This is a genomic window from Ensifer sp. ENS07, from assembly GCF_014852185.1.
Taxonomy (GTDB): Bacteria; Pseudomonadota; Alphaproteobacteria; order Rhizobiales; family Rhizobiaceae; genus Ensifer; species Ensifer adhaerens.
In genome coordinates this window covers 669,487-681,501 of the sequence record NZ_JACVBE010000002.1, presented here as the reverse complement: position 1 = coordinate 681,501, position 12,015 = coordinate 669,487, and the positions used below count along the sequence as shown (strand labels likewise).

The following is a 12,015-nucleotide window of genomic DNA, read 5'->3' as shown; positions in this document are numbered from 1 at the left end:
CACCGAGCGAGCCGTTTCTTTTCTCCTTCATGATGACCGTCCATCAAAGGCACGCTTCTGCTGAAGATGCTAAGCGCTCGCGACTCAAGGGAACCGGGCGCCCGCTGCACGTTTCCTTCTCCCCGCTTGCGGGGAGAAGGTGGCCGGCAGGCAGGATGAGGGGCCGCCGCAGTTGCAGCCGAAACCTCCCGGCCGGCCGGATGATCGGTGCACGCGCTTGCGACCGAAGCCGCCAGACGTCACGCGCGTGGTTGACTTCGCACGGCATTTCTCGCCGAGTATTCCCTCAGAAGATTTCTCACGATCGCAGGTACCCGATGAATTCTACCAAGATGAAGGCCTTGGTCCTTACGAGATATCGTGGTTCCGATGCCGCGGAGTTGCGCGACGTGCGGCGCCCACGCGCAGCGCGCGGCGAGGTGCTTGTCCGAGTGCATGCCGCCGGCCTCAATCCGGTCGACTACAAGACGCGCGACGGCATGCTGAAAGTCGTCCAGCGCTATCCCTTGCCTGTCGTCATGGGCAACGAACTCTCAGGCGTCGTCGAGGAACTGGGAGAAGGCGTCGCGTCGTTTGCGCCGGGCGACCGGGTCTTTGCGCGCATGCCCAAAGACACCATGGGGGGCCTTGCTGAGTATGCCGTCGTGCCCGAACAATTCCTGGCGAAGATGCCTGCATCGATCGACTTCAACACGGCAGCCGGCGTGCCGCTTGCCGGCCTTACCGCCTTGCAGGCGCTGCGCGACGAGCTTCATGTGGGGCGGGGCAGCCGGATCTTCATCCCCGGTGGCGCCGGCGGTGTCGGCACTTTCGCCATTCAGCTGGCGAAATGGCTGGGCGCGGAGGTCACGACGACCGCATCGCCCCGCGGCCGCGCGCTCGTCGAGGCGCTCGGCGCCGACGTGGTGATCGACTACACGAAGGAGCGCTTCGAGGAGCGCTTGCGCGACATGGACGGCGCCTTCGATCTGCTGGGCGGCGAGACGCTCCTAAAATCCTTCGGCGTCGTCAAGCGCGGCGGCAAGGTGGTTTCCATCGCCGGCATGCCCGAGCCCGAAACCGCGCGAAAGGATCTCGGCCGCGGTCTGTTCTTGAGGGCGCTGTTCTGGCTTGCGTCCTATAAGATACGCGCCGTCGCCCGGAAACACGGAGTCTCCTACCGCTACCTCTTCATGCATCCTGATGGTGCCGAGCTTGCCGAACTCGCAGGCCTCATCGACGCCGGGACGGTCAGGCCGGTGATCGACCGCGTGTTTGCACTGAACAATGTCGCCGAAGCCTTCGCCTATCTGGAATCCGGCCGCGCCAAGGGCAAGGTGGTGGTGGAGATTGCGGGCGTCACTGCGTGATCGACGCTTGCGGTGGCGGTTCTTTGCGATAAACCGCAGCGTGCAGAAGGCCGACGTTTCGTGAGGATGGTCCCTCACTCCCTTTCTCTCAGGGACGGGCAGGTTGCCAACGGCAAATGCGTATTTCCATTTCACCGCAAGTCCGCTGGCCTTAGGCCGTCACAGACCTGGTATGCTCTTGGTTTGGTCGGCGATGAAATCGCAAAATCGCCGAACGCGAAGCGGTATCATCGAGCCGAAGGCGTGCACCACGTTGAGAGGCTGCGGCGGCAGGTCCAGTTCAGTGGAGATATCGATCAGCCGGCCGTCGTTCAACTCGTCCTGAACCACACACTTCATGAGCAGTGCCGCCCCCAGACCGTGGAGTGCCGCTGCCCGCAGTGCCTGCCCGGTATCGCAATCCACGCGGCCCTGCGGTGAAAACTGCTTGCCGCCCGCAAAGACCATCGGGCTCGGATGACCACGCACGATGTACCGGGCGAAGGGAAGAGCCGACGCCTCGTCTGCTGAACGCGGCTTGCCGTGTTTCTCGAGGTAAGCCGGAGACGCGACGATCACCATGTTGACATTCGCTAGCTTTCGTACGCGCAGTTCGCCTTGGCCACTGCCGCCCACGCGGAAGGCCACGTCGTAATCCTCCCGGATCAAATCAACTTGCCGGTCTGCGAGCCCCACCTCCAGCTTGATGGCGGGAAAGGCCGATGCGAAATCTCGAAATATCGGGGTCAAGAAGTAGCGGGCAAGGTCGCTTGGCATGCTGAACCGAATTCTGCCGGCGAGCGTGTCCTCACGGCTGGCGACCTCGTCCGACGTATCAAGCTGGCGCAGGAGAGGAGCAACCTTGTCGAACAAGGATTGCCCTTCGAAGGTTAGAACCAATGCTCGCGTTGACCTCAGAAACAGGCGGGCCCTGACCAAGGTCTCCAACCTTCCGACGCTCCTCGAGACGGCAGACGGCGATGTCCTCAGGATCTTGGCCGCAGCGCTGAACGAACCGCTCTCCACGGTCCTGACGAACGCGATCAAGCCAGGCGTCTCGTTCAGCAGATTGGGCATCTACACCTCGCAGGCACATGTCATGTGCTCATGAACCCGCTAATGCGCCGTCCAAGGCATCTCTATCTCCATGACACCTAACATGGAGACGAAAATGAAGACACTTCAAGGAAAGGTCGCCGTCATTACTGGCGGCAACAGCGGCATCGGAAAGGCGACCGCCAAGCTCTTTGCCGAAGAAGGCGCCCAGGTCATCATCACGGCTCGACGCCAGGACCTTCTAGATCAAGCCGTTCAGGAAATCGGCTTCGGCGCGATCGGCATCCAGGGTGACGTGGCTGATCTCGCCCATCATCGGGCGGTCGCGGGCACAGTTGCGGAACGATTTGGCGCGGTCGATATCTACCTTGCCAACGCGGGCGTGATCGACCTCAAACCGACCGACGCAATCTCCGAAGAAGCCTATGACCGGCATTTTTCCATCAACACCAAGGGCGTCTTCTTCGGCGTTCAAGCCATCGCTCCCATCATGAACGAGGGCGGGAGCATCATCATCACCAGTTCGCTGGCGGCGACCAAGGTTCTCCCGAACCATAGCGTCTATGCCGGTTCCAAAGCTGCCGCAGCGGCGTTCGCGCGCAACTGGGCGATCGAGTTCAAGTCGCGCCGCATTCGCGTGAATGTTCTCAGCCCGGGGCCGACGGACACGGAGATCCTTGGAAAGCTCGGAATTTCCGAGGCTGAACGCGGACCCTTTATCGAGCACATGGCCGAGACGATCCCGGCTGGACGGCTGGGCACGTCCGGGGAGCTTGCCAGTGCGGCACTCTTCCTCGCTTCGGATGCCGGTCGCTTCGTCAACGGCATCGAACTCCACGTCGACGGCGGAATGTTGCTTGTCTGACGGATAGCGGATGTCGCCGAACAGCAGCGAGGGCGTTTGATTGAACCGTCATCGATGTTGCACCGACTGCGCGTCCGGCGCGCAGTCGCGCCGAGCGGCTGAGGGCGCGGTCAACGTTATCGCGAGGCTTCTCTCAAATCATCTCCAGCGACCGCTTGCGCTTCGGCGGCGGGAAGGCGTGGTCGAGGGCGGCGAGGTCTTCGGCGGTCAGGTGGATGTCCATTGCGTCGCGGTTTTCGCGGAGGCGGTCGGCCGAACCGGTCTTGGGGATCGAGATGACGCCGGGGCGGGTCTTGAGGAAGGCAAGGGCGATCTGGGAGGGCGTCGCCTGATGCGCCTTGGCGATGTGAATGAGATCGGGGTGGCGCAAGAGCCGACCCTCGTCGAGCGGAGAATAGGCCATGATGGCGATGCCTTGGCTCTGGCACCAGGGCAAAAGGTCGTATTCGATGCCGCGGCGTGACAGGTTGTAGAGCACCTGGTTGACGGCGACGTTTTTGCCATCCGGCACGTCCAGCAGCTCCTCCATGTCGTCGACATCGAAGTTCGAGACGCCCCAGGCGCCGATCTTGCCTGATTTCTTCAACGCCTCGAAGGCGGCAACCGTTTCCGCCAGCGGGTAGCCGCCGCGCCAGTGCAGGAGGTAGAGATCGATATGGTCGACGCCGAGATGCTTCAGGCTGCGCGCGCAGGCGGCCTCGGTGCCAATGCGGCTGGCGTTGGACGGCAGCACCTTGCTGACGATGAAGGCCTCGTCGCGGCGCCCGCGCACCGCTTCGCCGACCACGCGCTCCGAGGCGCCGTTGCCATACATTTCGGCCGTGTCGATCAGCGTCAGGCCGAGATCGAGGCCGAGCTGCAGGCTCTTCACCTCATCGGTCTTGCGTGCTGCGCTGTCGCCCATGCGCCAGGTGCCTTGGCCGAGAACCGGGATCGAGCGGCCGTCGGGAAGTGTCGTCGTCGGGATCGGATCGTGCATGCTTTTCTCCTCGCGGCCGAAATTGCCCACAGCGGCCGCAGCTTTCAAGATGCGCCTCTCACGCTGTAGCACTTTGACGTGCGCCCTGTTGCTATCCGTAAAAGCGGAAACGCTTTCAGGAAATCGGCGGGTAGCGGGCAATCTAGCGCATCCCGCCGGTCTTTCGAGCCTTCATCCGGCAAGCCGCCCGCGCTCCTTTTCCATGCGCTGCAGGATCTCGACGAAGGCGCGCACGCGCGCCGGGCGGAAATGGGAGGGGGGATAGACGACATGGATACCACCCGAGGGCAGCGACCAGTCGGAAAGCAACCGCACCAGCCGGCCTTCGGCGATGTCGGTTCGCACCTGATAGTCCGGCAGCACGGCAAGCCCGATGCCGGCGACAGCGCAACAATGGGCGGAATCGGTGCTGTCGGCGGTCACCAGCGCCTTGCCGTGGATTGCCGCCCCGTTGCTGGAAGCATGCGTGAAGGTCCATTCCAGCGGCGCCTTCAGCGCGCCGTTGGCGATCCAGTCTGCCTCCATCAATTGATTGGGGTGCGTGATGTCCCCGAGCTTTGCGGCATAGGCGGGCGCTGCGACGAGGTGCTGCTGAAACGTGCCGATGCGTTTTGCCCGTTCGCTGGAATCCACCAGCCAGCCGGCGCGAATGGCGAGATCGAGGCGGTTCTCGATCATGTCGAGAACCGTGTCGTTGAAGTTCAGCTCCACCCGCATGGCGGGATAGGCCGCGAGATAGGCGGCGACGGCGTTGGTTACGACCTTGGCGCCATAGTCGAGCGGTGCCGTCAGGGTCAGCGTGCCGCTCGGGATCTCGGTTTCAGCCGAGACCGCGCCGACGGCTTCGTCCGCGTCGCGCAGGATCAGCGCGCAGCGCTCGTAGAAGCGCTGGCCGGTGGCGGTCGGGCTTAGCCGCCGGGTGGTGCGCACGAGCAGGGTGGTGCCCAGCTCCTTTTCGAGCTGGGCGACCTGATGGCTGACGGCGGCTTTGGCAAGCCCGAGCCGCTCGGCAGCCGCGGTGAAAGAGCCGCACTCGACCACGGCAACAAAATGCGAGAGGCGATTTAAATTTACAGTCATTCGAAATTCTTCGCGATTGTCTGAAGTTGTCAGACAGTCTGTTCGGACTGCCGGGCTTTTTCAAGAGCGCCCATGCCTTCATCCTGCCGGGCACGACAAAAGCCCAAGGAGACCCCATGCAGATCCAGACCCGGCGGACCGCACTCAAGACGTTAGCGGCGGCCGGCGCCGCCATCCTTATTCAGTCGATCGGTGGCCGTCTTGCCAATGCGGCCGCAGTGCTCGAATGGCGCTATTTCCAGGCGGATGATGCCGGCTTCAACCGTACACCGGTGCTGCTGACCGGAAAGAGCGAGGCGATCCTGATCGATGGCGGCTTCACGTTTTCCGACGGCCGGGCGGTGGCCGAGGCAATCAAGGCAACGGGCAAGCGGCTGACGACCATCTATGTCAGCTGCAACGATCCGGATTTCTATTTCAGCCTCAAGCCGATCGTCGAGGCCTTTCCGGATGCGAAGGTCATCGCCGCTTCGGCAACCGTCGAGGCGATCAAGGTCAATGTTGAAGGAAAGCTTGAAACCTGGGGGCCGCAGTTGAAGGACAATGGCCCGCAGACGCTCGCCGATGTGGTGATGCCAACGCCCGACGACCGCACCGCGTTGACGCTCGAAGGCAGCACGATCGAGATCGTCACGATCGAGGGGATGAAGGACCGGCGCTATCTCTTTGTGCCGGAACTGCAGGCGATTTTCGGTGGCGTGCTCGTCTATTCCGGCTCGCATGTCTGGGTGGCCGACGAGGCGACGGCGGAAGGGCGGCAGAAATGGATCGAGGCGCTCGATGCCATGGCGACGCGCAAGCCCGCGATCGTCGTGCCGGCGCACAAGAGCGCGGGCGGACCGGAGGGCGTCGAGGCCATCCGCTTCGCCCGCGATTATCTCGCAGCCTTCAACGAAGCGGCGGCCGCCGCCAAGGACAGCGGCGAGCTGATCGCAGCGATGACAAAGCGCTATCCGGATCTGCCCGGCGTCTCGACGCTCGAGCTCGGCGCCAAGGTCGCCAAGGGCGAGATGAAGTGGGGCTGAGGCCGCGTTCTTGCACAGGCCTGGCGGCGACCGGTCACATGAATGTACGGATGCTGAAAACGGTGCGCACCAAGACCAAGGACACTGTTACTTTAGGAGTTCAAAGGCGCGAACAAATCCCGGAAACGCATTGGTAGCGACGCCCGTCGCGTAGATTTCGGCTGTGCCGTCGCTGCTGCATGTGATGGCGATTGTGCCGTCGATTTGGAGAAATAGAGCGACGGCGCCACCGTCCCACGGCACCAGTTTCCAGTCCCTTCCACCTGTGACGAGGCGCATGACCTCCTGCTGCACCTTCTGACATTCGGTGAAGGATGGCGTTGTCATAGACTGCCTCTCCTCTGATCGCGCCATGGCTGGGGCCGTGAACACGAAAGTGGCGAGAGCGGCAATAATCGTCCTCCTCATTGTGGCCTCCTACCCACGTGTATGACAGCGAGAGTACACACACGGCTGAGGCTGGACAACGACGGGCTTGGGCGCGTTGTCATCGCATTGCCCCCCCCCATCAACCGAGGCCTCTCGGCAGGCCGCTCAATCGACCCGACTGGTCGCTTCCTTGCTCCGACCATCTACCGTTGAGCCGGAGCCCGAGAGGCGTGTAGGGACCCTGATGGCCTCAAGTAAGATTCCGCCAGGCCCATCCCACCGGGGCCCGGCACGACATAACGGGGTCTGAGGGACGCAGGGCCCAGGCGGATACCCTAGCGCTGCCCTAGGTCCAAAGTCGTACGAACGTTAAAGCCAAATTGCTGTATTATAACGGTTTTTTGGCAATTTATCGCCGAGGGGAAACTTGTCACCATGACAAGTTCGCGGCTGATGCCGGCTAATAGGTCAATTATGCTGACCCAATTGACCGGGAGGAAACCATGCAGGCCGATACGCTGCTGGCGCTGTTTTTGTTCGCATTCACCACTTCGATCACGCCGGGGCCGAACAACATGATGCTGTTCGCGTCGGGCGTGAATTTCGGTTTCGTGCGCACCATCCCGCATATGCTGGGCATCGGCGTCGGCTTCTTCCTGCTGCTCATCGCCGTCGGTTTCGGCCTCGGTGCGCTGCTCCATTCCGTGCCGGTCGTTTACACGGCGCTGAAGTTCGCAGGCGGTGCCTATCTCATCTGGATCGCCTGGAAGATCGGCACCTCGCGTTCGCTGTCCGAAGGCAAGGCCAGCACACAGCCGATGACCTTCATCGGGGCTGCCGCCTTCCAATGGGTCAATCCCAAGGCGTGGGTCATGGCGGTGTCAGCGATGGCGACCTATACCAGCAGCGAAAGCTACCTCTTCAGCGTGCTCGTCGTCGGCGTCGTCTTTGCGCTCGTCAACGTGCCGAGCGTTTCCACCTGGGCGGGCTTCGGTTCGGCGCTGCGCCAATGGCTCTCGGAACCCTCGCGGCTGAAATGGTTCAACATCACCATGGCGGTGCTTCTCGTCATCAGCCTCTGGCCGATGCTAAAATAGTGCGAATTGTGGTTTCATCAGCATCAGCCAGAAGATACCGGTGACGGCAAGGAAGGCCGGGAAGCCGCAGGCAAACCAGATGGCATAGAGCCGGTCGAACTCCGGCGGTAGAGGCGCACCGTTGGCCGTTGCAAGCCGGGCGAGATCGCGCAGCCGCAACTGGATCCAAACGACCGGCCGCCAGAAGAGGCCGGTGACGACATAGAGGATCAGCGACAGCGCGATCCATCCTTCCGTCAGCGACCAGCCGATGCTCGTCGCCAGCAGGTAACCGGTGATCGGCTGGAGCAGCACCGCTGTCGCGGTGAAGACCGTGTCGGCGACGACCACCGTTGCGGCGACGTGCGCGATCAGCCGGGCATCGCGCGTGCGCCTGGCCATCAGCATGAAGAAGGCGATACCAGCGCCGGTGCCGAAGAGCACCGCGGCACCGATCACATGGGCAAGGCGCAGCAGATCTTCGAGCATCATCAGCGTTCATCCAGTATGGTCAGCGTCGCCAGCGTGAGAAGCAGCGACGGCAGCACCTTGACGAGCGGCCCGAGCGGATCGGCCCAAAGTTGGGGTTCGACGAGGGTAGCGGAGGCGAGATAGGCGACCGACAGTGCGAGCATGCCTAGATGGCGGACGTGATACATTCGGAGCTGCGTGGCAAATGATCGCCGGCAGCGGTAGCCGGCTTACTCGGTGGCCTGGTACGAACCGCATCGGGCCAGACTTGTTATGGTGACAATTGCGGGTACCCGCGGGCGTTGAAATCGATTTCGAATCCGGGGTTTATGCGCTACGACTTTATGAGGAGGCAGCGCCATCTTTGTGCCTGTGATGGCACGGCGTTGCGAGGAGCCAGGCAATGTCCGAACACCATCACGATCACCACGATCACGACCACCACCACGACAACCATTTCACCGACATGGAAGCGCGGGTGAAGGCGCTGGAGACGGTGCTGACGGAGAAGGGGCTGATCGATCCGGCGGCGATCGATGCCATCGTCGAGACCTACGAGACGAAGATCGGGCCGCGCAACGGCGCGCGCGTGGTGGCAAAGGCCTGGGTGGATCCCGAGTTCGCCGAATGGCTGAAGCGGGATGCGACCGAGGCGATCGCCAGCCTCAGTTACACCGGCCGGCAGGGCGAGCATATGCGCGCCGTATTCAACATCACTGACACCCATAACCTCGTCGTCTGCACGCTCTGTTCCTGTTACCCGTGGTCGGTGCTCGGTCTGCCGCCGGTCTGGTACAAGGCGCCGCCCTATCGTTCGCGCGCCGTCATCGATCCGCGCGGTGTGCTCCAGGAATTCGGCCTGACGCTTCCCGAGACGACGCGCATTCGCGTTTGGGATTCGACGGCGGAACTGCGTTATCTCGTGATCCCCGAGCGCCCGGCAGGGACGGAAGGGTTCAGCGAGGACGAGCTTGCTGCCCTCGTCACCCGCGACGCGATGATCGGCACGGGCCTGGCACTTTCCGCGGAGGTGCTTCGATGAACGGTCCACACGATCTCGGCGGCGCCCACGGCCTCGGCCCGGTGGCGCCTGAAAAGGACGAGCCCTACTTCCATGCGGCGTGGGAAAAGCGGGCGCTCGGCGTCACGCTTTCCTGCGGCGCCTTTGGCGCCTGGACGATCGACGAAAGCCGGCATGCGCGCGAAAACTTGGCCCCGGCGACCTATCTTTCGGCGAGCTATTACGAGATCTGGACGCGGGCGCTCGAAACCCTGTTGAAGCGCCACGGCTTCGTAACCCAGGCCGAACTCGACGGCGGCCACAGGCTGGAACAGGGTGCGGCGCCGAAACGGGTGCTGAAGGCCGACATGGTGGCGGGCGTGCTCGCCAAAGGCGGCCCCTGCGATCGTCCGGTCGAGGGGTGCCCACGCTTTGCCGCCGGCGACCGTGTGCGCACGAAAAACTTCAATCCGGAGACCCATACGCGCCTGCCACGCTATGCCCGTGCCAAGCTCGGCCGGGTCGAGGCGGTGCAGGGCTCTTTCGTCTTTCCTGACGACAACGCCCATGGCCGCGGCGAAAATCCACAATGGGTCTACACGGTCGTTTTCGATGGGCCGGAGATCTGGGGCGAGGGCGCCGACCCGACGCTGACCGTCTCGATCGATGCCTGGGAGAGCTATCTTGAGCACGTGTAAGGTGACATCGCCGCTGATTGCCTCGGCCGAACTGCCGAAGTCACCGGAGGGCGATCCGGTCTTTGCCGAGCCCTGGCAGGCGAACGCCTTCGCCATGACCGTGCGCCTGCACGAAAAGGGTGTGTTCTCCTGGCCCGAATGGGCAGAAGCGCTTTCGGCCGAACTTTACAAACCCGGCCGCAAGGCCGATGCCAGCGACTACTACGACTGCTGGGTGGCCGCACTCTCGCGCCTCGTCACGGAGCTTTCGCTCGCCTCCGGTCGAGAACTGGAAGACCTGACGCTGAGCTGGCAGCGCGCGGCGGAGGCAACGCCGCATGGGCAACCGATCGTGATCGAGAACGATCCGCTGCGGTGAGGCGGCCTGCCGGTTCCATCATATGGCAACTCGGTGCGCTGCAAAGGCATCGCATCATTGCGGTGACTGTGCGGCGCTCTCGGCCCTGCGGGCTTCCAGATCGGTGAAGAGTGAGTAGGCGACATAATATTTGTAGATGTTGCCGACATACTGCACGGTCTCGCGGCCGATCACCTTCGCCGCCCCGTTCTCGACATTGCCGAACCAGATGTTCGGATCGAGCCCCATTTCATTGGTGATACGGCGGATCTTGCGCAGGTTTCCGGGGCCGGCATTGTAGGCGGCGAAAGCAAGCAATGTCCGGTTGACGGGATCGAGGCCCGGCTCATTGAGATAGGTGGTGATCAGATAGCGCATGTATTTGGCGCCGGCTTCGATGTTGCGGTTCGGATCCTTTTCTACGCCGTTAATGCCGACCGACTTGTCGGCGGCCGTTGTCGGCAGCAATTGCATGATGCCAACGGCGCCGCGCGGGCTGCGCTTGCTCTGGTCGAGTTGCGATTCCTGACAGCCCTGCGCGGCAAGCAGCAGCATGTTGAAGTCGTAGGTGGTGGCGTGTGTCTCGAAGAAGCCACGCAGGGTGCGATACTTTTCAAGCTCGGAGCGCTCGTAGGCGGCACGCACCATCTTCTCGCTCTGGTAATAGCGCTTCTTCAGAACGTTGCCGAAGGCGGTACCGACCTTGTGGGTCTTGATGAAGGCATTCAAGGTGGCCGCGAGCTTCGGGCTGTCCCTGCGGATGGCCCAAGCGATCTCGCCTTCCGCAGCAATGGCGATATCCTCATGCAGAACGACGCGATCGAACACGGTTGCCCATATGCGCGCCTTGTGATCATCGACGACGCACCAGGGAAGAAGGCCAGCATTGACCATCTCCATCAGGTCCTCGTCTTCCAGGTTTTCGTCGATCGGCCGGATATCGATCCCGGTATTGCCGGATGCCTTCAGGCGGGCGTTCAGCGCGCCGAGGTGTTCGAAGTAGCTGCTGCTCTGCCGCGCAAACACCGTCTTTCCGCCGAGGTCGTCAAGCGTTGCGATCGACTGGGCCGACGGACCCGTCACTAGTATTTCGTTGACGCCCGTTGCCAGCGGATCGGTAAAGTCGACGACCTCCTTGCGCGAGGACGTGATCGTCAGGTTGGCGGCAACGATGTCGCCGCGTCCCTCGACAAGGGCCGGAAGCAACAGATCCCGGCTGGTTGGCACATAGACGACCTTGATCCTGTCGATCTCCTTTTTCTGGTCCTTGTTGAGTTCCTCTGCGAGCGCATTGCCGGTCTCCACCGCTGTGCCCAATTGCTCGCCGCGGTCGATGAAGTAGATCGTCTTGCTGAAGGGGACGAGAATGCGGATCAGGCGGCGTTGCTGCATGCCGTCGAAATCGCCAGTCCAGGCGCGGTAGCCGGGTGTCTGCTCCTGGGCCCGAGAGTTGCCGGGCGAAAGGCCTGCAAGACCTAGGGCGGAAAGGATAAAAAAGGCGCGCGCCAATTCGACCCGCGCGACGACAGCGAGAAGCGTGAACATTGCCCAGACCCCCAAAGTTGCTCTCTAGTCGGCCACAGCCAAAGTTGCCACGCTCTGGCCCAGACTGGATGAATTGAGATTACGCTCCCTGCAACCGTAAACAAGCAGTTTGGAATATGTGGCATTCGGTGGCTGCAGTCGTGCACGGACACTGTCGCGGCGCGGGAACTGCCGAGACGTCATCGG

Annotated in this window: 13 protein-coding genes and 1 pseudogene; 7 read left to right on the top strand and 7 right to left on the bottom strand. The window is 62.5% G+C overall.

All coding sequences use genetic code 11. The features are described 5' to 3' along the window. Window positions 1-317: 317 nt before the first annotated feature. The gene (locus IB277_RS10510; RefSeq protein WP_244546699.1) at window positions 318-1,349 is read left to right on the top strand and encodes an NADP-dependent oxidoreductase; all 1,032 of its coding nucleotides are present in this window, start codon (window positions 318-320) and stop codon (window positions 1,347-1,349) included. Window positions 1,350-1,508: 159 nt separating this feature from the next. Here the strand turns inward: IB277_RS10510 and IB277_RS10505 are convergent, their stop codons facing one another. Beyond that, window positions 1,509-2,405: a LysR family transcriptional regulator gene (locus IB277_RS10505; RefSeq protein ID WP_090294276.1), complete on the bottom strand. Its 897-nt coding sequence runs from the start codon at window positions 2,403-2,405 to the stop codon at window positions 1,509-1,511. A 94-nt stretch (window positions 2,406-2,499) separates the two neighbouring features. Here IB277_RS10505 and IB277_RS10500 point away from each other — a divergent pair, with 94 nt between their 5' ends. Further along, on the top strand, window positions 2,500-3,249 hold the full coding sequence (locus IB277_RS10500; RefSeq protein WP_090294274.1) for a glucose 1-dehydrogenase: 750 nt from the start codon (window positions 2,500-2,502) through the stop codon (window positions 3,247-3,249). Between the two features lie 133 nt (window positions 3,250-3,382). Here the strand turns inward: IB277_RS10500 and IB277_RS10495 are convergent, their stop codons facing one another. Both IB277_RS10495 and IB277_RS10490 read right to left on the bottom strand, forming a co-directional pair. Then, a complete protein-coding gene (locus IB277_RS10495; RefSeq protein WP_090294459.1) occupies window positions 3,383-4,228 on the bottom strand; it encodes an aldo/keto reductase in 846 nt (281 codons plus the stop codon). A 171-nt stretch (window positions 4,229-4,399) separates the two neighbouring features. After that, on the bottom strand, window positions 4,400-5,308 hold the full coding sequence (locus tag IB277_RS10490; protein ID WP_090294273.1) for a LysR family transcriptional regulator: 909 nt from the start codon (window positions 5,306-5,308) through the stop codon (window positions 4,400-4,402). 122 nt (window positions 5,309-5,430) lie between these two features. Here IB277_RS10490 and IB277_RS10485 point away from each other — a divergent pair, with 122 nt between their 5' ends. Further along, window positions 5,431-6,333: an MBL fold metallo-hydrolase gene (locus IB277_RS10485; RefSeq protein WP_210187430.1), complete on the top strand. Its 903-nt coding sequence runs from the start codon at window positions 5,431-5,433 to the stop codon at window positions 6,331-6,333. A gap of 87 nt (window positions 6,334-6,420) precedes the next feature. On the opposite strand, the gene IB277_RS10480 is transcribed toward IB277_RS10485, so the two are convergent. Beyond that, window positions 6,421-6,660, bottom strand: a complete 240-nt coding sequence (locus IB277_RS10480) for a hypothetical protein (RefSeq protein WP_127889203.1) — start codon at window positions 6,658-6,660, stop codon at window positions 6,421-6,423. A 545-nt stretch (window positions 6,661-7,205) separates the two neighbouring features. Between IB277_RS10480 and IB277_RS10475 the strand changes: the two genes are divergently transcribed. Beyond that, window positions 7,206-7,799: a LysE family translocator gene (locus tag IB277_RS10475; RefSeq protein ID WP_090294271.1), complete on the top strand. Its 594-nt coding sequence runs from the start codon at window positions 7,206-7,208 to the stop codon at window positions 7,797-7,799. On the opposite strand, the gene IB277_RS10470 is transcribed toward IB277_RS10475, so the two are convergent. Further along, window positions 7,791-8,267: a DUF2269 domain-containing protein gene (locus tag IB277_RS10470; RefSeq protein ID WP_090294456.1), complete on the bottom strand. Its 477-nt coding sequence runs from the start codon at window positions 8,265-8,267 to the stop codon at window positions 7,791-7,793. The genes IB277_RS10475 and IB277_RS10470 overlap by 9 nt on opposite strands. A gap of 2 nt (window positions 8,268-8,269) precedes the next feature. Continuing rightward, window positions 8,270-8,416 (bottom strand): annotated as a pseudogene (locus IB277_RS10465) (DoxX-like family protein); the annotation flags it as partial. 236 nt (window positions 8,417-8,652) lie between these two features. Here IB277_RS10465 and nthA point away from each other — a divergent pair. From nthA to IB277_RS10450, 3 genes are read left to right on the top strand one after another with little or no spacing between them, the layout of a single operon-like run. After that, the gene (gene nthA, locus IB277_RS10460) at window positions 8,653-9,291 is read left to right on the top strand and encodes a nitrile hydratase subunit alpha (RefSeq protein ID WP_090294269.1); all 639 of its coding nucleotides are present in this window, start codon (window positions 8,653-8,655) and stop codon (window positions 9,289-9,291) included. Then, window positions 9,288-9,947 carry a nitrile hydratase subunit beta gene (gene nthB / locus IB277_RS10455; protein WP_090294267.1) on the top strand — a complete coding sequence of 220 codons (660 nt, stop codon included), beginning with the start codon at window positions 9,288-9,290 and terminating at the stop codon, window positions 9,945-9,947. The genes nthA and nthB overlap by 4 nt, the downstream gene beginning before the upstream one ends. Next, entirely contained in the window at window positions 9,916-10,305 is a 390-nt protein-coding gene (locus IB277_RS10450) for a nitrile hydratase accessory protein (protein WP_090294265.1), read from the top strand. The genes nthB and IB277_RS10450 overlap by 32 nt, the downstream gene beginning before the upstream one ends. A 54-nt stretch (window positions 10,306-10,359) precedes the next feature. Here IB277_RS10450 and IB277_RS10445 read toward each other — a convergent pair whose 3' ends face one another. Next, window positions 10,360-11,829, bottom strand: a complete 1,470-nt coding sequence (locus IB277_RS10445) for a lytic transglycosylase F (protein WP_192370987.1) — start codon at window positions 11,827-11,829, stop codon at window positions 10,360-10,362. Window positions 11,830-12,015 lie beyond the last annotated feature (186 nt).

Coding starts and splice junctions, on each gene's coding strand:
- IB277_RS10510 (WP_244546699.1), top strand. CDS start 318: ATGAATTCTACCAAGATGAAGGCCTTGGTCCTTACGAGATATCGTGGT.
- IB277_RS10505 (WP_090294276.1), bottom strand. CDS start 2,405: ATGCCCAATCTGCTGAACGAGACGCCTGGCTTGATCGCGTTCGTCAGG.
- IB277_RS10500 (WP_090294274.1), top strand. CDS start 2,500: ATGAAGACACTTCAAGGAAAGGTCGCCGTCATTACTGGCGGCAACAGC.
- IB277_RS10495 (WP_090294459.1), bottom strand. CDS start 4,228: ATGCACGATCCGATCCCGACGACGACACTTCCCGACGGCCGCTCGATC.
- IB277_RS10490 (WP_090294273.1), bottom strand. CDS start 5,308: ATGACTGTAAATTTAAATCGCCTCTCGCATTTTGTTGCCGTGGTCGAG.
- IB277_RS10480 (WP_127889203.1), bottom strand. CDS start 6,660: ATGACAACGCCATCCTTCACCGAATGTCAGAAGGTGCAGCAGGAGGTC.
- IB277_RS10475 (WP_090294271.1), top strand. CDS start 7,206: ATGCAGGCCGATACGCTGCTGGCGCTGTTTTTGTTCGCATTCACCACT.
- IB277_RS10470 (WP_090294456.1), bottom strand. CDS start 8,267: ATGCTCGAAGATCTGCTGCGCCTTGCCCATGTGATCGGTGCCGCGGTG.
- nthA (WP_090294269.1), top strand. CDS start 8,653: ATGTCCGAACACCATCACGATCACCACGATCACGACCACCACCACGAC.
- nthB (WP_090294267.1), top strand. CDS start 9,288: ATGAACGGTCCACACGATCTCGGCGGCGCCCACGGCCTCGGCCCGGTG.
- IB277_RS10450 (WP_090294265.1), top strand. CDS start 9,916: ATGCCTGGGAGAGCTATCTTGAGCACGTGTAAGGTGACATCGCCGCTG.
- IB277_RS10445 (WP_192370987.1), bottom strand. CDS start 11,829: ATGTTCACGCTTCTCGCTGTCGTCGCGCGGGTCGAATTGGCGCGCGCC.